Raw genomic sequence first — 17,669 nt, 5'->3', positions numbered from 1 at the left:
AGGCCTCTTTCTGACCTTGGACCACCACCTTGCACGCTCGGTGCCCGGCCCTCAACCGCACCGCGCGGGGGTCCGGCCGGCGATTCGCGTCAGTGCGGTCCGCCGGGCCCCGCCGGTTCGCCGGCCGGCAGGGACTCCAGTGCGGACGCCGTGGTGGCGTGCACCCGGACGCCCGGCAGACCGGCGAGCCGCAGCGCCTCGCGCACATGGGGCCGGGGCTGGACGATCGGCAGGCAACGGCCGGTGAGGGCGAGCCCGCCGGTGGCCCGGTCCAGCGAGCGCACCGCGACGGCACTGGCGAGATACACCTCGGTCATGTCCAGCACGAGGTGTTCGCCGGCCCGGTCGGACTGGCGGAGATGCTCCGCGAGGGCCTCGGAGAACTCGGTGGCGTTGGACGCGTCGACCGTTCCACGGGCCTTGAGAAGGGTGATCCGGCCGGACTCGGGGCGGCTCTCCCGCACGGCGCGGAGCAGCAGGGGGGCAGCGGGAAGCTGGCCTTTTTCCATGGGCGGGGCACTTCCTGGGAGGGAGGGCTCGGCCAGCCGCTTCTTGACCGGGGAGGGGACCACTGTGCCGCCCGCGGGTGCCCGAAGCAACGACGCGTCTCCGGGCGTGTCGCGGCCGGGCCCGACGCACCGGCTCCCAGCTCCTCGATCCCCCGCCCGGCCCGCCCGCCTGCCCGGCTGCCCGGCTGCCCGGCTGCCCGGCTGCCCGGCTGCCCGGCTGCCCGGCTGCGGGTGCCTACCCCACGTACCGCCGTGCCGGCGACGTCCGGCGCGCCCGCTCCAGCGCGGCGAGCCGGTGCTCCAGTTCCGGCGGCACCGGATCGCGCAGGCGCAGCACCCAGGGCAGCCCGGCGGTGGCGCGGGCGAACGCCCGCGCGGAGGCGGCGTCGCGGGGCACCGTGCGCATCAGGTGCCCGGTGCGGCGCAGCGCGGGCAGCAGGGGGCGGCGCAGCCAGGTGAACCACAGTGTGTTGCGGATGCCGAGGACGCGGCGCGCGGTGCTGTCGCGCTGCCGGGACGCCTGGTGGTGCACGGTGAGTTCCTCGGCGTAGGCGAGCCACCACCCCTGGCGGAGCAGGTCGCAGGCGAGCAGCTCCTCCTCGCCGCCGAGCCACAACCCGGGGTGGAAGCCGCCGCCGGCGCGGAAGGCGTCCGTGCGCAGCACGGTGGCGGCGGCGAGGAACGAGCCGAGCGCGGGTCCCGGCAGCCAGCCCGGGCCGGACAACGGCGACTCGCGCAGCTCGCGCACGACGGGGTCCTCGATGCCCTCGGGCTGGACGACGATCCGCGCGGTGACGCCCGCGAGGCGGGGCCGGGCGTCGAGCAGGTCGGCGGCCCGGCGCAGGCTGCCCGCCTCCCACCAGGAGTCGTCGTCGCAGAAGGCGACGTAGGGCGTGCGGACGTGGCGGACCGCCAGGTTGCGGCCGACGGCCCCGAGGTTGCGGCCGGGGCACAGCAGGGTCGCCTCCGGGAAGTGCCGGGCGACGGCTTCGGTGGTGCCGTCCGACGAGGCGTTGTCGGTGACGATCAGCCGGGGCCGCTCGGGGAGCCGGCGTAGCCGGGTGAGGGTGCGCAGGAGTTCGTCGCGGCGGTCGTGGGTGATCAGCACCACGGTCGTACGGCAGTCCGGGGCTCCCCCGGCAACGACGGTCGTACGGCCGTCCGAGGCTCCCCCGCTGGGTGGCCGGGTCATCGGGCGCCGCCGGTGGTCTGCCGGTCGAGCAGGCGCGCCGCGCGTTCGACCTCCGGTGGCAGCGGCCGGCGCCGGGCGACGGCGGCGGGCAGCCGTACGAGGGTCTCGCGCAGGGCGCGGCGGGCGCCGGGCCGGGCGGCGACGGCGGCCAGGGCGAGGTCGGCGCCCGCACGCAGGGCCACCGGCCAGGGACGGCGCAGGCAGGTGGTGAGCACGTGGTTGCGCCGGACCAGGCTGGAGCGCCCGGTACGGCCTTCGGTCTCGGGGTGGTGGAGGACGCACAGGGAGGGCTCGTAGGCGAGGGCCCAGCCGCCGGCCGCGAGGTCGTAGGCGAGCAGGGTCTCCTCCCCGCCGAAGAAGAGCAGCGGGTGGTAGCCGCCCGCGCCCAGGAAGGCGTCCCGGCGCACGACGCAGGCGCAGCCGAGGAAGCCGAGCACCGGGCGGCCGGGCAGGTCCGGTTCGCGGGGCAGGGGCGAGGCGGCGAGGACGGCGTTCAGCGGGTCCTCGGCGCCCCGCTCGCCGACCAGGGTGCGGGCCGCGAGCAGACCGAGCCGTGGGTGCCGGTCGAGCAGGTCGGCCGCGTGGCGCAGGGAGCCCGGGGCCCACCAGGAGTCGTCGTCGCTGAAGGCGACGTACGGGGTGCGGGCGTGCCGGACGGCCAGGTTGCGGCCGAGGGCGCCGGTGTTGGTGGCCGGGCGCAGCAGCCGGGAGACCGCCGGGTGGCCGCGCACCGCCCTGCGGGTGGTGTCGTGGCGGGAGTTGTCGACGACGATCACGGGCGGCCGTTCGGGCAGTGCGGCCAGGGCGTCGAGGGTGCGCAGCAGGCTGCCGGACCGGTCGCGGGTGATGACGGCGACCGTGATCCGGGGGTCCGGTCCGGCGGTGGCGCGGCGGGTGGGTCCGGGGGCCCGGTCAGTGGACACGCGTCGCCACCGCCCGTCCTGCTGCTCCCGGTGCTCCGGCGCCCGGCCTGCGGCCCCGGAGCTGTATCAGGCAGGCGGCGGCGACCTCGCCGGTGTGCAGGCGCAGCAGCCGGGCGTCCGGGTTGCGGCCGTGCGGGTCCCCGGGCGGGCCCGGCTTCCACAGGGCCAGGTGGCGGTGGCCGGGCGGCGGGCCCCACAGCCGCGGGGAGACCGGCCCGAACAGGGTGACCGACGGGGTGCCGTGGGCCACCGCCAGATGGGCGATGCCGGTGTCGCCGCTGAGCACCAGTGACGCCCCGGCCACCAGCGCCGAGAGCCGGTCCAGGGACAGGCCGCCGCTGAACACGTCGGACGCCGGCCGGCCGCCGCGTTCGGCGACGGACCGCACCAGGGCGTCCTCCCCCGGGCCGCCGGTCAGCACCACGCGGTGTCCGGCCGCGCGCAGGCACCGTACGACGGCGGCGAACCGTTCCTCCGGCCAGCGGCGCGAGCCCGAGGCGGCCCCCGGGTGCACCACGACCGCGCCGGGCGCCGGGGACGGCGTGGACGGCGCCGGCAGGCGCAGGTCGAGGGGGTCGGCCGGGATGCCGTGGGCGCGCAGGAAGGCGCACCAGCGCTCCCGCTCGTGGACGTGCGGCTGCCAGGGCGGCCCGTCCGGCAGGGCGTGGGCGAGCAGCCGGCGCGGACGCAGGGCGGCCAGCGCGTCGCGGCTCTCGGGGCCGTTGCCGTGCAGGTCGACCGCGACGTCCGGCGGCGGTCCCGGCCAGTGTGCGAGGGAGGGCACGGCCCGGCCCGGCGCTTCGGCCGGGAACACCTCGTCGACCGCCCCGGTGGACAGGGCGACGCCGGTCAGTCCGGGCGGCAGGGCGAGGACCACCCGGTGTCCCGGGAAGCCCCGCCGGACCGCGCGCAGCGCGGGCACCCCGGCGAGCAGGTCGCCCAGTCCCAGGGCGCGCAGCACCAGCACGGTCGGGGGGCGCGGGCGGGGCGTCACCGGACCGGCTCCCCCGGACGGCGGGCGTGGGGAGCGGGTCACTGGACGGGTCCTCCGGTGCGGGCGGGCGCCAGCGCGGCGCGGCGGGCGAGGCCGGTGGTGGAGCGGCCGTCGAGGTAGGGCAGCAGCAGGACCTGGCCGCCCCAGCTCTCCACGAGCGACTGCTCGGGCAGCCGGGTGCGGGCGTAGTCGCCGCCCTTGGCCCAGATGTGGGGGCGCAGCTCGCCGAGGAGGCGTTCGGGTGTGTCCTCGTCGAAGACGGCGACCGCGTCGACGCACTCCAGCGCGCTCAGCACGCGCACCCGGTCGGCCGCCGGGACCAGGGGCCGGCCGCCGCCCTTGCGCCGGCGCACCGAGTCGTCGGAGTTGACGCAGACGATCAGGCAGTCGCCGGCCCGGCGCGCGGCCTGCAGCAGGGCGACGTGCCCGGCGTGCAGCAGGTCGAAGCAGCCGCCCGCGGCGACCACGGTGCCGCCCGCGGCGCGTACCCGTGCCGCGGTGCGCCGGGCGGCGGCCGCGGAGTCCTCGCCGGCCGGCCGCTCCGGCGCCGTGTCCTGCTCCTCGGGCACGGCGACCGCGCGGGCGCCGCCCTCGGCGACGTAGCGGGTGGCGGCGTGCACGGCGGCCTGGACGGCCGCCTCGGTGAAGGCGCCGTCGGCGAGCAGTCCGGCGGCGGCAGCGGCGAACCGGTCCCCGGCACCGCAGGGGTCGCCCGCCGCGGTGGCCGGAGCCGGCACCAGCAGCGGGGTCTCGCCCTGCGACAGCAGCGCGCCGCGTTCGCCCAGGGTGACCACCACGGCGTGCGCGCGCCAGGCCCGGGCGAGGGCGTCGGCGTCCTGGGCGGCCGTGCGCAGTACTGCTCCGTCGCCGGGCGGGGCGCCGGTGTCCTCGGCCGTCCGCCGGGCGAGGAGGCGGGCCTCCTGCGCGGAGGGGGTGGCCAGCCGTACCCCGGGGACCGGCGGGCCGCCCCGCACATGCGGGTCCCACACCACGGGCGCCCGGGCGGCGGCGCCGGTCAGCGCGTCCCGCAGGACGTCGGCGGTGCCCCGGCCGTAGTCGGCGACCAGGACGGCGTCCGCCGCGCGGACCGCGGCCAGGGCGGCCCGGCTCGCCTCGCGGGCGCGTCCCTCGCCGTCGTCGAGGCGGAGCAGCGGGCGGTCTCCGGCGAGGACACGGGTCTTGCTGCAGAGTTCGCCGTCCAGCGGCACCTCGACCAGGTCCACGCGGCCGGCCAGCAGCTCGCGCAGGATGCCGCTGGTCCCGTCGTCGCCGAGGGCGGTGACCAGGGTGACCGGGCGGGCGTCGGAGGCGGCCAGGCAGGCCGCGAGGGCCGCGCCGCCCGGGCGGGAGCTGCGCCGGGTGCCGTGTACCACCGGCACGGGCGCGTCGGGGGCCAGCCGCTCGGCCCGACCGCACAGGTCGTGGTCGAGCAGCGCGTCCCCGACGACGACCAGCGGGGTACGGGGGGTGTTCATGCGTCTCCTTCCGCGCGGCGCGCCCGGGCGTTCGCGGTGCGCGGGCCCGCCGACCGGCCGGCCGTCCGGCCCGCGGCGCCGCCCCGGCCGTCCGTGCGGGCGCCGTCCACCCGGCCGCGGTCCGATCCGTCCGTACGGCCGCCGCCCGATCCGTCCACCCGGCCGTCCGTCCGGCTTCGCGCGCCGGGCCGGCCGTCACCCCGGCCGTCCCCTGCGCCTGCGTCCGCCGCGTCCGCGTCCGCGGCGCCCCGCTCGACGGCGCGGTCGAACGACTCGCAGAGCATGTGCACCGCGACCAGGTGCAGTTCCTGCACGGTGGCGGCCACCGGCGCGTCCACGCACAGCGCGTCGTCGGCGGCCAGGTGCAGCGGGTTCGGGGGCCGGCCGGTCAGCGCCCAGACGGTCATGCCGAGCCGGTGCGCGCGGTCGGCCGCGGCCAGCAGGTTGGCGCTGGCGCCGCTGGTGGACAGCAGCATCAGCACGTCGCCCCGGCGGCCGTGCGCGGCGGTCTGGCGGGCGAACACCTCCTGGACGCCGTAGTCGTTGGCGATCGCGGTGGTGGAGGAGGTGTCGGCGTGCAGGGCCAGCGCGGAGAACGGCGCCCGGTCGTCCCGGTAGCGGCCCACGAGTTCGGCGGTGAGGTGTTGCGCCTGGGCGGCGCTGCCGCCGTTGCCCGCGACGAGCAGCCGGGCTCCCGAGCCCAGCCGGCGGGCGAGTTCGGCGCCCCAGCGTTCGATGAGGGGGCCCTGGTCGCGGAACGCCTCCAGGGCCTTCATCAGGTCGTCGCAGTGCGCGGTGTCGGTGACGCTGGCGGTCTTCATCGGTCGGCTCCCTTCACCGGGCCACTTCGGAGAGCGAGGGCATCGAGGACACGGCGCGGTACACCCCGGCCACGCCGTCGGCCACGCGGTCCCAGGTGTAGTGGGCCAGCACCCGTTCGCGGCCGGCGGCGCCGTGGCGGGCGAGCCGGTCCGGGTCGTCGAGCAGTTCGCGGACGACGTCGCCGAGGTGGTGGTGGTCGTCGTCCGCCGGGACGTGGACGCCGGTGACGCCGTCCACGACCGTGTCGAGCTGGCCGCCCACCGCGGTGGCGACGACCGGGGTGGCGCAGGCCATGGCCTCCAGCGGGACGATCCCGAAGGGCTCGTAGCGGGGCAGGGAGAGCACGAGGTCGGCGCCGGCCATCAGGCGCGGCATCCGGGTCCGGCCGACCCCGCCGAGCAGGGTCACCCGGTCGGTGACGCCGTACTCGCCGGCGATCGCCTGCAGTCTCCTGGCCTCCGGTTCGGCGCCCAGCAGGTCCGCCTCGGGGCCGCCTGCGACGAGGAGTTCGGCGTCGGGTATCCGGGCCAGGGCGCGGATGGCGCGGTCGAAGCCCTTGCGGGGCACCAGCCGGCCGACGGCGAGCAGCCGCCTGCGGCCGCCGGGCAGGGTCCGGGCGCGGTCGGACGGCGTGAACTGGTCGGGGTCCACGCCGCAGGGCACGACCGCGACGCGGTCCTCCGGCAGGCCCATGGCCCTCAGTTCGGCCACCTCGTCGGAGCAGGTGGCGATGATCCGCGCGCACTCGTGGCCGACGGCCTCCTCGATCGCGAGGCGCTCGGGCGGGCTGGTGTCGTCGGCGCCCTGGTAGCGCTTCTTGACGGTGCCGAGGGCGTGGTAGGTCTGCACGACGGGGACGTCCAGGCCCCGGGTTCCGGTCAGGGCGGCGAGTCCCGACATCCAGAAGTGGGCGTGCACGACGTCGGGCGGGTCCGCGGCCCACTGCCGGGCCAGGAAGGCGCCGAACGCGGCCATGTGGGGCAGCAGTTCGTCCTTCGGCACGGGTGCGGGCGGCCCGGCGGGCACGTGCACCACCTGGACGCCGTCGATGAGGGTCATCCGGTCCGGCAGGCCGGTGGAGTCCCGCCGGGTGTACACCGTGACCCGGTATCCCCTGCGGGCCAGTTGCCGGGCCAGCTGGGCCACGTACACGTTCTGGCCGCCCGCGTCCGGTCCGCCGAGCGCGGCCAACGGGCTGGCGTGCTCGGAGACCATGGCGACGCGCCCGGCGGGGGGCAGTATGCGGCTCATCGGGTGACCTCCTTGATCAGGCGCTCCCAGTCGTCGAGGAAGCGCCGTTCTCCGTAGCGGGCCAGGGCCGCGGCGCGGGCCGCCTGCCCCGTCAGGCGGGCGTGCTCCGGTTCGGCGAGGAACGTCCGTACGGCGTCCTCGAGGACGTCGAGCCGGTTGGAGACCACCCCGGCGCCGGCGGGGACCGCCTCGCGGACCTCGGTGGTGTCGAGGGCGACCACCGGCATGCCCAGGAACATGGCCTCCAGCAGGGACAGGCCGAGCGAGGTCCAGCGCACCGGGTGCAGGTACAGCCGGCAGCGGGCCATCTCGCGGTGCAGTTCGTGCTGGGGCAGGTCCCGGGTGCGGCAGCGTTCGGCGGGCAGGCCGAGGTGTGCGGCGAGTCCGTCCGTGCGCATCCCGAAGACGTCCAGGGGCGCCGCGCGGGCGAAGCGGGGCAGCAGGTCGGTTCCGGTGGTACGGCCCCTGCGCACCGGCTCGTTGACCACGACCGCGGCGCGGAGCTCCTCGCCGGTCCAGCGCCGGCCGGGGTCGACGATGCCGTGCTCCACGACCTCGGCCGGGGCTCTGCCGTTGTCCCACATCAGCCGGTTGAAGTGGGTGACGTGGACGACGGGGATCTCCGTCTGCCCGGCGAGGGGGTGGAGCTGCCGCTCCGGGGAGGCGTCGGGGCTGTTGTGTTCGACGTACACGGCGGGCACGTCCACACCGGGCCGGCGACCGGTCCAGCGCCGGGCGAGGTCGATCTCGTGCGGGCGCTGCAGCACCATCAGGTCGATGTCGTCGTGGCGCAGTTGCGCGGGGGTGCGTTCGAGCACGGTCGCGGGCCAGTCCCAGGTCACCGCGCGGCCCAGGCCGTCGGGTCCGCGGTCCTCGGTGACCGGGAGCAGACAGGTGTGCGGGCCCCGCACGAAGGCCGTGAGCCAGGATCCGTGCACGTGCCAGACGAGGATGTTCATGACTGCCGCTCCTGGATGAGCTTGTGCACCGCGCGCACCACGTCCTGTCCGGTGACCTCGTCCAGGCAGGGGTGGCCGGGCACCGGGCAGACGAGGGCCCTGGTGTCCGCGCACGGCGCCGACTGGTCGCCGAGAAGGATGACGGGGACGCCGTACGGCGCCCAGCGGCCGGCCGGGACCACGGGCGCGAACAGCGAGACGACGGGGGTGCCGACCGCCGCGGCCAGGTGGGCCGGGCCGGTGTTGGCGCTGACCACGGCGTCGGCCGTGCGGAGCACGCCGGCGAGGGTGGGCGCGGTGGTGCGGCCGCCGAGGTCCACGGCCACGTCCCCGCTCACCCGGCGGGTGAGCGCCGTCTCGTCCGGCCCGCCGGTGACGACCACGCGGTGCCCCGCGTCGGCCAGCAGCGCGACCGCCTCCTCGCACCGGCGGGGGCTCCAGGCACGGGCGGGCGCGGTGGCGCCGGGGTGCAGCACCACGTAGGGGCCGTGGCCGGTCAGGGCGTCGGTGTCGGGCGGCGGCAGGACCCGCGGGCGGCCGTCGTCGCCGGGCGGGAGGGTGAAGCCCATCGCGGCGGCGGTGTCCAGGGCCGCCTCGACCTCGTGCCGGCCCGGCCGCCTGCGGTGGCGGACGTCCAGCAGCCGGCCCGGGTGGTCGGTGCTGTCGGCGCCGATGCGGCCGATCCCGGCGAGGCGCAGCACGAGCGCGGTCGGCAGGGGGCTCTGGTGGAATGAGGTGAGGACGAGGGCGGAGTCGAAGGCGGCCGCGCGCAGCCGCCCGGCGAGCGCGTGGACGTCGGCGGCGTCGACCGGGGGCGGGTCGAAGCCCTCCCAGGGCGCCTCCCACACCAGCACCTCGTCGACGCCGGGCAGCAGCCGGGCGGCCTCGGCGCCGCGCGGTCCGCACAGCACGGCGACGTGCGAGCTGTGCGCGGCGACGGCGCGGACGGCGGGGCCGGCGAGCAGTACGTCACCGAAGGCGTCGAGCCGGACGACGAGCGCTTTCACGGTGACCGCCTCCCGTCGCGCGGGAGTCCGCGCTCCGGGGCGCCCAGTGCCGTGCGCACCGCGGTGAGGACGTCGGGGGCGCACTGGGCGGCGAAGCGCCGCACCTCGGCGGGCGCGGTGGCCGCGTTGGGGACGAGGACGCCCCGGGCGCCCGCGGCCCGGGCGGCGAGCAGGTCGGCGGCGATGTCGCCGATCACCAGGCACCGGTCGGGGCGGACGCCCAGGCGGGCGGCGGCGGTGAGGACGAGGCCCGGGCGGGGCTTGCGGCAGCCGCAGCCGGCTTCGGGGGCGTGCGGGCAGAAGACCCAGACGCCGAGGCCGCCGAGGAGTTCGTCCGCCCGCTCGTTGACGGCGTGGACCTGGCCGGCGGTCAGCAGGCCGCGGCCGATGCCCGACTGGTTGCTGACCACGGCGGTGGCGAGTCCGGCGCGGCGGGCGAGCGCCACGGCCTCGGCGGCGCCGGGCAGCGGGCGGACGCGGTCGGGGTCGCCGTTGTAGGGGACGTCCGCGAGCAGGGTGCCGTCGCGGTCGAACAGCACGGCGCGGACGGGCGGCGGGGCCTTGCTCACGCGGCGCCTCCCAGGGGTACGGCGCCCCGGTGGCGGACGGCCCCGCGCAGCCAGTGCCGTACCGCGAGCGGGGGTATGAGCACGCTGGTGCCCAGCATCCCGGCGACCTCGCGGGCGGTGCGGGGGCCGGGCCGGATCCGGGCGAGGGCGAACTCGGCCGTGCCCAGCGTCCACAGCGCCGCGCAGACGGCGGCGGCGCGGCGGCGGCCGGTGAGCGCGCAGACGGCGGAGGCGAGCGCGGCGCCGGTCACGGCGACGTGCCCGGGCAGCCGCCCCCTCGGGGCCTGGGCGCGAGCCCACCAGTCGCGTCCGTGCAGCCGGCTCATCAGGGCGTCGTCGGCGTTGCCGCGCTGCGCGGGCAGCGAGGCCCACCACTGGGACGGGCGGACCGGGTGCCGGGTGAGGCGGGTGCCGCGGTGCAGGGTCCAGCCGGCCCGCTCCATGCGCAGGGCGAGGTCGGCGTCCTCCCGGAAGGCCCGCGGGAAGCGCTCGTCGAAGCCGCCGACCTGGGTGAGCGCGGCGGTCCGGTACGCCATGTCGGCGGTCGCCCAGGCCGCGTTCTCCAGGCCCTTGGTGGTGCGCTCCCAGTCGGTGGGGCGGCGGTCCAGGGGCAGGGGGACCCGCAGCCGCCCCTGGATGCCGCCGACGTGGTCGCCGGCCGCCCGGAGATCCTCGGCGAGCCGCCGGGACCAGTCCGGCAGCACCTGGACGTCGTCGTCGAGGAAGACGGTCCAGGGCGTGCGGACGGTCCGCCAGCCGGCGTTGCGGGCCGCGGCCGGGCCCTTGCCGCCGGTGTGCAGGGCACGCACCCGGTCGAGCAGCTGTCCGGCGGACTCCAGGGGCAGTCCGGTGTCGGGGTCGGTGGCGGGCCGGTCGTCGACGACGATCACCTCGTGCGGGGGGTGTCCCGCGGCCGCGGCCAGCGCGCGCAGGCACTCGGCGAGACAGGGGCGGCCGATCGTCGGGACGACGACGGTGTAGGCGGGAGCGGCGCTCATGCGAAGGCCTTTCCGCGGCGGACGGCGAACGGGCCGAGGACCAGCAGGTCCACGGGGGCGGAGCCGAAGCACTCCAGGGCGTCCCGGGGGTCGTCCACCATGGGCCGCCCCGCGGTGTTCAGGCTGGTGTTGACCACGACGGGCAGTCCGGTGCGCCGCTCGAAGCCGTCGATCACCCGGGCGACGAGCGGCTCCTGCGCGCGGTCCACGGTCTGGATGCGGGCGGTGCCGTCGACGTGCACCACGGCCGGGATGCGGTCCTTCCAGCCGGCCGCGACGTCGTGCACGAAGAGCATGTGCGGGCTGGGCAGCGGCCCGTCGAAGAGTTCAGCGGCGCGTTCGGCGAGGACCATGGGCGCGACCGGCCGGAACTCCTCGCGACCCTTGACGGCGTTGAGCCGTTCCAGGTTGGCGGCGTGCCCGGGGTGGGCGAGCAGGGAGCGGTGGCCGAGGGCGCGGGGCCCGTACTCGGCGCGGCCCTGGAACCAGGCCACGATCCCGTCGGCGGCCAGGGCCTCGGCGGCGGTCTCGGCGATGTCGGCGGGCTCCTCGTAGGGCACCGCCGCGCGTTCGAGCCAGTCGCGCAGCTCGGCGTCGCTCCAGCCGCGGCCGAGGGCGGCGGTCGGCATCGGCTCCAGGGTGTCCTTCTGGCCGGCCACGTGGGCGGCCGCGCCGAGGGCGGTGCCGGCGTCCCCGGCGGCGGGCTGCACCCACACGTGCCTGAAGCCGCTCTCCCGCCAGATCCGGGTGTTGGCGACGCAGTTCAGGGCGACGCCGCCGGCCATGGTGAGGGCGTCCTCGCCGGTGCGCTCGCGCAGCCACCGGGCGAGGGCCAGCATCGTCTCCTCCAGGCACTTCTGGGCGCTGGCCGCGAGGTCGGCGTGGTCCTGGCTCCAGGCCCCGCCCGCCTCGCGCGGCGGGACGATGTCGGCCCAGGGCACCGGGCGGGCCCGGAAGCCGCCGCGGTCGTCGGCCCCGACGTACTCGCGCAGCCGGTCGGCGAAGCGCGGGGTGCCGTGCGAGGCCAGCGCCATCACCTTGAACTCGTCGCTGCTGCGCAGGAATCCGAGGTGCTGGGTGAGGTCCTCGTAGAACAGGCCGAGGGAGTCGGGCAGCTCCTGGGCGCCGAGGACGGTCAGCTCGCGGTTGGTGTACCGGCCGGCCAGGTGGGAGCCGCACTCGCCGCGGCCGTCCAGGACGAGGACGGCGCAGTCCGGGTAGGGCGAGACGGGTCCGGCGGAGGCCGCGTGCGCGACGTGGTGCGCGACGAAGCGGACCTTGGCCGGGTCCAGTCCGGGCAGCGCCTCGGCGAGGAAGCTCGGGGCCTGGCGGGCGTACTCCTGGCGGAGGTGGTCCCAGGGGTCGTGCAGGCCCATCCGCTCGGCGGGGCGGGCCAGCGCGGGGTCGTAGGAGTAGGCGACGGCGTCCAGGTCGGACGGGCTCAGGCCGGCCTGCTCCAGGCACCAGCGGGCGGAGAGCCCGGGCAGTTCCCAGGCGGAGAAGGGCAGGGGCCGCTTGCCGTGCTTGCGACGGGAGAACCGTTCCTCCTCCGCCGCCGCCACGACCTTGCCGTCCGTCACCAGGGCGGCGGCAGGGTCGTGGAAGAGTGCGTTGATACCGAGGACGTGCATCGCTGTCTCCTGGGCGGCGGGCGGGGGCGGGTGGTCAGGTCTGTGCGGCCGGCTCCTCGTCCGTGGGCGGTGTCCGCTCGTCCGGGGCCCCGGCGGGCTCCCGCGGAGGCAGGGTCCGCTCCTTTGGGGACAGGGCGGTGAAGTAGGCGATCGTCTGCTTCAGGCCCTCCTCCCAGGGCACCTGCGGGGACCAGCCGAGCAGTTCGCGGGCGAGCGCGGTGTCGGGGCGGCGCCGGCCGGGGTCGTCCACGGGCCGGTCGACGAACGCGATCGGCGAGCGGGAGCCGGTCAGGGCGACCACGCGGCGGGCGAGGTCGGCCATGGTGATCTCGTCGGCGCCGCCGATGTTGACGGGCCGCACCGACCGGCTGGCCGCCACCCGCAGCACCCCGTCGACGGTGTCGTCGACGTAGCACAGCGAGCGGGTCTGGCTGCCGTCGCCGGTCACGGTGAGGGGTTCGCCGGCCAGGGCCTGGCTGATGAAGGTGGGCACGGCGCGTCCGTCGTGGGCGCGCATACGGGGCCCGTAGGTGTTGAACAGCCGGACGATCCCGGCGTCGGTGCCGCGGGCGCCGGCGTGCGCGGTGACGAGCGCCTCGGCGAACCGCTTGGACTCGTCGTACACGCTGCGCGGGCCGACCGGGTTGACGTTGCCCCAGTATCCCTCGTGCTGGGGGTGCACCAAGGGGTCGCCGTACACCTCGGAGGTGGAGGCGAGCAGGAAGCGCGCGCCGTCGCGTCCGGCGATCGTCAGGGCGTTGCGGGTGCCGAGGCTGCCCGCGTCCAGGGTCTCCAGCGGCAGCCGGAGGTAGTCGGCGGGCGACGCCGGGCAGGCGAAGTGCAGGACCAGGTCGTACGGTCCGGCCAGCCGCTCGGGGCAGTCGGGCGCGCTGACGTCGCAGGGCACGTAGCGGAACCCGGGCCGGTCTTCGAGGTGGGCGACGTTCTCCCGCCGGCCGCAGACGAGGTTGTCGGCGCAGTCGACTTCGGCACCCGAATCCAGCAGGCGTTCGCACAGATGGGAACCGAGGAAGCCGGCACCGCCGGTCACGACGGCACGGCGCCAGGGCACCGGGAAGGTCTCACCAGTCATGGAGGCTCGTCCTTAGTCCACGTCACCCGCGTCGCCGGGGCGCCCGGAACCCCGCGTACCGCGGGCGCTCGGCGCGTGTCACGGCCCGGCCGGCCTCGTCGCCGGCTCATCGAGCGGGACTGTGATGGAAGACGGAAAGGGGCCCGGTCCCCGCTGATCCGGAGGACCGCCCTCGTCGGCCGCCGCTTTCTGGACGGCACTGGCAGTGGTGTTCCCCTGCCAGTTGGCTTCACACCTTAAATCCATCATGTCCGGAATGCCGGGTACTCGCGACTCCGGATGATCGGCCGGCCCGGGAACGCCTCGGGACGACCTGGGCTTCCGGCCCCCCGCGGTGCCCTGTGCGCCGGCCCGGTGACCGCCGTCGCTCCGGTGACGGACGGCGCACGGGCGAGGGCCGGGTGGAGCCGCCGGGCCACCGGCGGTGACCGAGGCGGGTGCGCCGTCCGCGCGGATCGTGGACCGCGGGCGGGGCGGGCGCTCCCCGGAACGGGCCGAACGGCGGCGCAGCGCCACTCGATGGACTGAGCGGCGGGGGCCCGGCCGTGTGGCCGGGCGGGGACGGGGCACTCGGCGCGGCGACGAGCGGCGGGCCGCGCACGGCTCCCGCGCGCATCCGAGGAGGCAACGACATGGGTCACGGCGGAAACGTCATCCAGGAACTGACGACCGATCACCGGGAGGTCGAGGAGATCTTCGGCCGCATCGAGGCGATGCCTCCCGGCTCCGGGGAACGCAAGAAGCTGGCCGACCAGGCCACCATCGAACTGGTCCGTCACTCGGTGGCCGAGGAGGCCTATCTCTACCCGGCGGTGCGCAAGCACATCGAGGGCGGGGACGCGCTGGCCGACAAGGAGCTCGAGGACCACGCCCAGGCCGAGCAGATCATGAAGGACCTGGAGGGCCTGGACGCGGACGACGCCCGGTTCGACACCCTCATGACCCGGCTGATGAGCGAGATCCGCTCGCATGTGGCCGACGAGGAGCAGAACCTCTTCCCGCGGCTCCAGGCGGCCTGTCCGCCGGAGGCGCTGGACGAGCTCGGCGAGAAGGTGCGCAAGGCGAAGAAGACCGCGCCGACCCGCCCGCACCCGATGGCCCCGGACAAGCCCCCGGCCAACAAGCTGCTGGCGCCCGGCGCCGGCATGGTGGACCGGCTGCGGGACGCGATGTCGGGGCGGGGCAAGGAGAGCTGAGCAGGCTCACGCCCGCCGGCCCGGTCGGGACCCTCCGGCGCCCGCCGCCCCCTGATGACGGGGCGGCGGGCGCCGGAGGGTCTGCCGTGTCCACGGCCCTCCCGTCACCGCGTCCCGAGCGGAGGCCCGCGGAGCGGGTGCTCACAGCCACCGGGTGAGCAGGCGGCCGGGCCGGACCCGGCGGGTCACGCGGCACAGCAGCCGGAACGACTGGACGAGGGTGAGCGGCCACAGCAGGGCGAAGCACCACAGCGGTGCGGGTGCGGAGGTGCGCACCCCCGTGACGGCCGCGAAGGCCGACGCGGTGAGCAGCAGCAGGACGGACAGCGGCAGCCACACGCCCCGCTCACCGCGGGTGCTCCGGCGGTCCCCGCCCATTCGGCGCTCGGCGGCCCGCATCCGGTGGACGAACCGGCGGTCCTGCCGGAGGTTCGCCTCCATCTGCAGCAGCGCGAGCCGCTCGCGCGACGAGAGCAGCACGTCCTCGGGGGTCTCCCAGTCGTCCACGGGAACGGCACCTCCTCGCACCGGCCGACGGCCCGCCCCCCCTCTTCCGGGCTCTTGCGGGAGCCGAGTTCCCCGTGCGGCCGCCCCGAAGCGGCCGTTCGCCGCGGGTACCTCCGCCACCGGGACGGGCGCCATCGCACCCGAGGCCGCGCACGTGACCTTCCGTGCCGCAGGGCCGATACTGCCAGTAGCAACGTCTCCAGCCCTCTCACATCGCCCATATGACAGCGGGTACCGGGCCGCCGGCCCCCCGCCAGGCTTGCCAGGAGGCACCCATGAGGATGCTGATCAACGTCCCCGAGACCGTCGTGGCGGATGCGCTGCGCGGGATGGCGGCCGCTCATCCGGAGCTGACCGTGGACGTGGAGAACCGGGTGGTCGTGCGCCGGGACGCCCCCGTGGCCGGTCAGGTCGCGCTGGTCTCGGGCGGCGGGTCGGGGCACGAGCCGCTGCACGGTGGTTTCGTCGGTCCGGGCATGCTCTCGGCGGCCTGCCCCGGAGAGGTGTTCACCTCGCCGGTGCCGGACCAGATGGCGCGGGCCGCGGCGGCCGTCGACAGCGGGGCCGGCGTGCTGTTCATCGTGAAGAACTACACCGGTGACGTGCTCAACTTCGACATGGCCGCGGAACTCGCCGAGGACGAGGGCATCCAGGTCGCCAAGGTCCTGGTCAACGATGACGTGGCGGTGACCGACAGCCTGTACACGGCCGGGCGGCGCGGCACCGGCGCCACGCTGTTCGTGGAGAAGATCGCCGGCGCGGCCGCGGCCGAGGGGCAGCCCCTGGAGCGGGTGGAGGCCATCGGGCGCCAGGTGAACGAGAACGCCCGCAGCTTCGGAGTGGCGCTCAGTGCCTGTACGACGCCGTCGAAGGGCAGCCCCACCTTCGATCTTCCGGACGGCGAGCTGGAGTTGGGCATCGGCATCCACGGCGAGCCGGGCCGGGAGCGGCGGGCGATGATGACCTCAGGCGAGATCGCCGACTTCGCGGTGCACGCCATCCTGGAGGACATGCCCCCGCACAACCCCGTGCTGGTCCTGGTCAACGGCATGGGCGCCACTCCGCTGCTGGAGCTGTACGGCTTCAACGCCGAGGTGCAGCGGGTGCTCACCGAACGCGGTGTGACCGTGGCCCGCACCCTCGTCGGCAACTACGTCACCTCCCTCGACATGGCGGGCGCCTCGGTCACCCTGTGCCAGGTCGACGAGGAACTGCTGCGGCTGTGGGACGCGCCGGTGAAGACCCCCGGGCTGCGCTGGGGGATGTGACGCGGCGGACGAAGCGGCCAACCCCCTACCACGCAAGGAGATCCAGTGCTCGACGCCGATTTCTTCCGCCGTTGGATGACCGCGACCGCCGCGTCGGTCGACCGGGAGGCGGACCGGCTCACCGCCCTCGACTCGGCCATCGGCGACGCCGACCACGGCAGCAACATGCAGCGCGGGTTCACGGCGGTCACGACCGCTTTCGAGAAGGAGGCGCCGGACACTCCCGGGGCCGTGCTGACTCTCGCCGGGCGGCTGCTGATCTCGACGGTCGGCGGGGCGTCCGGACCGCTCTACGGCACCCTGCTGCGCCGGACCGGCAAGGCGCTCGGGGACGCCGCCGAGGTGAGCGAGGAGCAGCTGGCCGAGGCGCTCCGCGCGGGCGTGGACGGGGTGATGGCGCTCGGCAAGGCGGTCCCCGGCGACAAGACCATGATCGACGCCCTGGTACCGGCGGTGGACGCGCTCGGCGACGGGTTCGCCGCGGCGCGCACGGCCGCCGAGGAGGGCGCAGTGGCCACCACCCCGCTGCAGGCCCGCAAGGGCCGGGCCAGTTACCTCGGCGAGCGCAGCATCGGGCACCAGGACCCGGGCGCCACGTCCTCCGCCCTGCTGATCGCCGGGCTCGTGGAGGCGGCCGGTGAGGAGGTCAGCGGTGAGTGACGAGAAGCTGGTGGGGATCGTGCTGGTGTCGCACAGCGCGGAGGTCGCCGCCTCGGTCGCCGAGCTGGCGAAGGGGCTGGCGGGCGGGGCAACGGCGGTGCCGGTCGCCCCGGCGGGCGGCACCGAGGGCGGCGGGCTCGGCACCAGCGCCGAGCTGATCAGCGCCGCGGCCGCCGCCGTGGACCGGGGCGCGGGTGTCGCCGTGCTCATGGACCTCGGCAGCGCGGTGCTCACCGTGAAGGCCCTGCTCGCCGAGGGCGACGAACTCCCCGAGGGCGCGCGCCTGGTGGACGCCCCCTTCGTCGAGGGCGCGGTCGCCGCGGTGGTCACGGCGGCCACGGGCGCCGACCTGGACGCGGTCGAGGCCGCGGCGGCCGAGGCGTACAGCTACCGCAAGGAGTGAGTTCCGGGGCCGGCGGCGGACCGCGGGCCGACCACCGGGGCCCGCCCCGGCGAAGGCGGCCCGCCGCACGGCTCGATGGACGTAGGGCCCGCCGCACGGCCCGGCGGACGCAGGCCCTGCGCACGACCCGGCGGACGCAGGGCCTGTCGCACGGCTCGGCGGACGCAAGCCCTGCCGCACGGCTCGGCGGACGCAAGCCCTGCCGCACGGCC

General features: G+C 76.6%; 17 protein-coding genes and 1 pseudogene. 4 read left to right on the top strand and 14 right to left on the bottom strand.

The window, feature by feature from the left end; genetic code table 11:
* Positions 1-89: 89 nt before the first annotated feature.
* The 13 genes and pseudogenes from ACZ7JA_RS19745 to ACZ7JA_RS19685 form a co-directional block, all read right to left on the bottom strand.
* A complete protein-coding gene (locus ACZ7JA_RS19745) occupies positions 90-509 on the bottom strand; it encodes an STAS domain-containing protein (protein ID WP_389297304.1) in 420 nt (139 codons plus the stop codon).
* A 235-nt stretch (positions 510-744) separates the two neighbouring features.
* Positions 745-1,701: a glycosyltransferase family 2 protein gene (locus ACZ7JA_RS19740; protein ID WP_470809458.1), complete on the bottom strand. Its 957-nt coding sequence runs from the start codon at positions 1,699-1,701 to the stop codon at positions 745-747.
* Positions 1,698-2,624: a glycosyltransferase family 2 protein gene (locus ACZ7JA_RS19735; protein ID WP_450753339.1), complete on the bottom strand. Its 927-nt coding sequence runs from the start codon at positions 2,622-2,624 to the stop codon at positions 1,698-1,700. The genes ACZ7JA_RS19740 and ACZ7JA_RS19735 overlap by 4 nt, the downstream gene beginning before the upstream one ends.
* A complete protein-coding gene (locus ACZ7JA_RS19730; RefSeq protein WP_470809455.1) occupies positions 2,614-3,618 on the bottom strand; it encodes a glycosyltransferase family 9 protein in 1,005 nt (334 codons plus the stop codon). The genes ACZ7JA_RS19735 and ACZ7JA_RS19730 overlap by 11 nt, the downstream gene beginning before the upstream one ends.
* A gap of 38 nt (positions 3,619-3,656) precedes the next feature.
* Positions 3,657-5,093 carry a PfkB family carbohydrate kinase gene (locus ACZ7JA_RS19725; RefSeq protein WP_470809453.1) on the bottom strand — a complete coding sequence of 479 codons (1,437 nt, stop codon included), beginning with the start codon at positions 5,091-5,093 and terminating at the stop codon, positions 3,657-3,659.
* Positions 5,094-5,332: 239 nt separating this feature from the next.
* Positions 5,333-5,914, bottom strand: a pseudogene (locus ACZ7JA_RS19720) (D-sedoheptulose-7-phosphate isomerase); the annotation flags it as partial.
* A 13-nt stretch (positions 5,915-5,927) separates the two neighbouring features.
* On the bottom strand, positions 5,928-7,166 hold the full coding sequence (locus ACZ7JA_RS19715) for a glycosyltransferase (protein ID WP_351660924.1): 1,239 nt from the start codon (positions 7,164-7,166) through the stop codon (positions 5,928-5,930).
* Entirely contained in the window at positions 7,163-8,125 is a 963-nt protein-coding gene (locus ACZ7JA_RS19710) for a glycosyltransferase (RefSeq protein ID WP_470809451.1), read from the bottom strand. Before ACZ7JA_RS19710 ends, ACZ7JA_RS19715 begins: the two co-directional genes overlap by 4 nt.
* On the bottom strand, positions 8,122-9,132 hold the full coding sequence (locus tag ACZ7JA_RS19705; protein ID WP_470809449.1) for a glycosyltransferase family 9 protein: 1,011 nt from the start codon (positions 9,130-9,132) through the stop codon (positions 8,122-8,124). The genes ACZ7JA_RS19710 and ACZ7JA_RS19705 overlap by 4 nt, the downstream gene beginning before the upstream one ends.
* Positions 9,129-9,701, bottom strand: a complete 573-nt coding sequence (locus tag ACZ7JA_RS19700; RefSeq protein ID WP_470809447.1) for a D-glycero-alpha-D-manno-heptose-1,7-bisphosphate 7-phosphatase — start codon at positions 9,699-9,701, stop codon at positions 9,129-9,131. The genes ACZ7JA_RS19705 and ACZ7JA_RS19700 overlap by 4 nt, the downstream gene beginning before the upstream one ends.
* Complete coding sequence (locus tag ACZ7JA_RS19695; protein ID WP_351660912.1) at positions 9,698-10,699, bottom strand: glycosyltransferase family 2 protein; 1,002 nt, start codon at positions 10,697-10,699, stop codon at positions 9,698-9,700. The genes ACZ7JA_RS19700 and ACZ7JA_RS19695 overlap by 4 nt, the downstream gene beginning before the upstream one ends.
* Entirely contained in the window at positions 10,696-12,330 is a 1,635-nt protein-coding gene (locus ACZ7JA_RS19690; protein ID WP_351660910.1) for a carbamoyltransferase family protein, read from the bottom strand. The genes ACZ7JA_RS19695 and ACZ7JA_RS19690 overlap by 4 nt, the downstream gene beginning before the upstream one ends.
* 34 nt (positions 12,331-12,364) lie before the next feature.
* Complete coding sequence (locus ACZ7JA_RS19685; protein WP_470809445.1) at positions 12,365-13,423, bottom strand: NAD-dependent epimerase/dehydratase family protein; 1,059 nt, start codon at positions 13,421-13,423, stop codon at positions 12,365-12,367.
* 632 nt (positions 13,424-14,055) lie between these two features.
* On the opposite strand from ACZ7JA_RS19685, the gene ACZ7JA_RS19680 reads away from it, so the two are divergent.
* Positions 14,056-14,619, top strand: coding sequence for a hemerythrin domain-containing protein (locus ACZ7JA_RS19680; protein ID WP_351660905.1), 564 nt, complete (start codon positions 14,056-14,058; stop codon positions 14,617-14,619).
* Between the two features lie 141 nt (positions 14,620-14,760).
* Here the strand turns inward: ACZ7JA_RS19680 and ACZ7JA_RS19675 are convergent, their stop codons facing one another.
* On the bottom strand, positions 14,761-15,126 hold the full coding sequence (locus ACZ7JA_RS19675) for a DUF3040 domain-containing protein (RefSeq protein WP_470809442.1): 366 nt from the start codon (positions 15,124-15,126) through the stop codon (positions 14,761-14,763).
* A gap of 275 nt (positions 15,127-15,401) precedes the next feature.
* On the opposite strand from ACZ7JA_RS19675, the gene dhaK reads away from it, so the two are divergent.
* Genes dhaK through ACZ7JA_RS19660 form a run of 3 tightly spaced genes read left to right on the top strand, consistent with a single transcriptional unit; the run spans position 15,402 to position 17,457 of the window.
* On the top strand, positions 15,402-16,394 hold the full coding sequence (dhaK, locus tag ACZ7JA_RS19670; RefSeq protein WP_351660900.1) for a dihydroxyacetone kinase subunit DhaK: 993 nt from the start codon (positions 15,402-15,404) through the stop codon (positions 16,392-16,394).
* A gap of 45 nt (positions 16,395-16,439) precedes the next feature.
* Positions 16,440-17,054 carry a dihydroxyacetone kinase subunit DhaL gene (dhaL, locus tag ACZ7JA_RS19665; protein ID WP_351660897.1) on the top strand — a complete coding sequence of 205 codons (615 nt, stop codon included), beginning with the start codon at positions 16,440-16,442 and terminating at the stop codon, positions 17,052-17,054.
* The gene (locus ACZ7JA_RS19660; RefSeq protein WP_351660894.1) at positions 17,047-17,457 is read left to right on the top strand and encodes a PTS-dependent dihydroxyacetone kinase phosphotransferase subunit DhaM; all 411 of its coding nucleotides are present in this window, start codon (positions 17,047-17,049) and stop codon (positions 17,455-17,457) included. Before dhaL ends, ACZ7JA_RS19660 begins: the two co-directional genes overlap by 8 nt.
* The last annotated feature ends 212 nt before the right edge of the window (positions 17,458-17,669 follow it).

The sequence above is a fragment of the Streptomyces sp. NPDC038135 genome (assembly GCF_055601245.1).
Note: the sequence above shows the minus strand (reverse complement) of the source record. Positions and strands in the feature narration are given on the sequence as shown.

What these genes read in the sequence shown, in the direction of transcription:
- ACZ7JA_RS19715 (WP_351660924.1), bottom strand. Translation starts at nt 7,166, where the DNA reads ATGAGCCGCATACTGCCCCCCGCCGGGCGCGTCGCCATGGTCTCCGAG.
- ACZ7JA_RS19680 (WP_351660905.1), top strand. Translation starts at nt 14,056, where the DNA reads ATGGGTCACGGCGGAAACGTCATCCAGGAACTGACGACCGATCACCGG.
- ACZ7JA_RS19690 (WP_351660910.1), bottom strand. Translation starts at nt 12,330, where the DNA reads ATGCACGTCCTCGGTATCAACGCACTCTTCCACGACCCTGCCGCCGCC.
- dhaK (WP_351660900.1), top strand. Translation starts at nt 15,402, where the DNA reads ATGAGGATGCTGATCAACGTCCCCGAGACCGTCGTGGCGGATGCGCTG.
- ACZ7JA_RS19725 (WP_470809453.1), bottom strand. Translation starts at nt 5,093, where the DNA reads ATGAACACCCCCCGTACCCCGCTGGTCGTCGTCGGGGACGCGCTGCTC.
- ACZ7JA_RS19745 (WP_389297304.1), bottom strand. Translation starts at nt 509, where the DNA reads ATGGAAAAAGGCCAGCTTCCCGCTGCCCCCCTGCTGCTCCGCGCCGTG.
- ACZ7JA_RS19710 (WP_470809451.1), bottom strand. Translation starts at nt 8,125, where the DNA reads ATGAACATCCTCGTCTGGCACGTGCACGGATCCTGGCTCACGGCCTTC.
- ACZ7JA_RS19695 (WP_351660912.1), bottom strand. Translation starts at nt 10,699, where the DNA reads ATGAGCGCCGCTCCCGCCTACACCGTCGTCGTCCCGACGATCGGCCGC.
- ACZ7JA_RS19685 (WP_470809445.1), bottom strand. Translation starts at nt 13,423, where the DNA reads ATGACTGGTGAGACCTTCCCGGTGCCCTGGCGCCGTGCCGTCGTGACC.
- ACZ7JA_RS19740 (WP_470809458.1), bottom strand. Translation starts at nt 1,701, where the DNA reads ATGACCCGGCCACCCAGCGGGGGAGCCTCGGACGGCCGTACGACCGTC.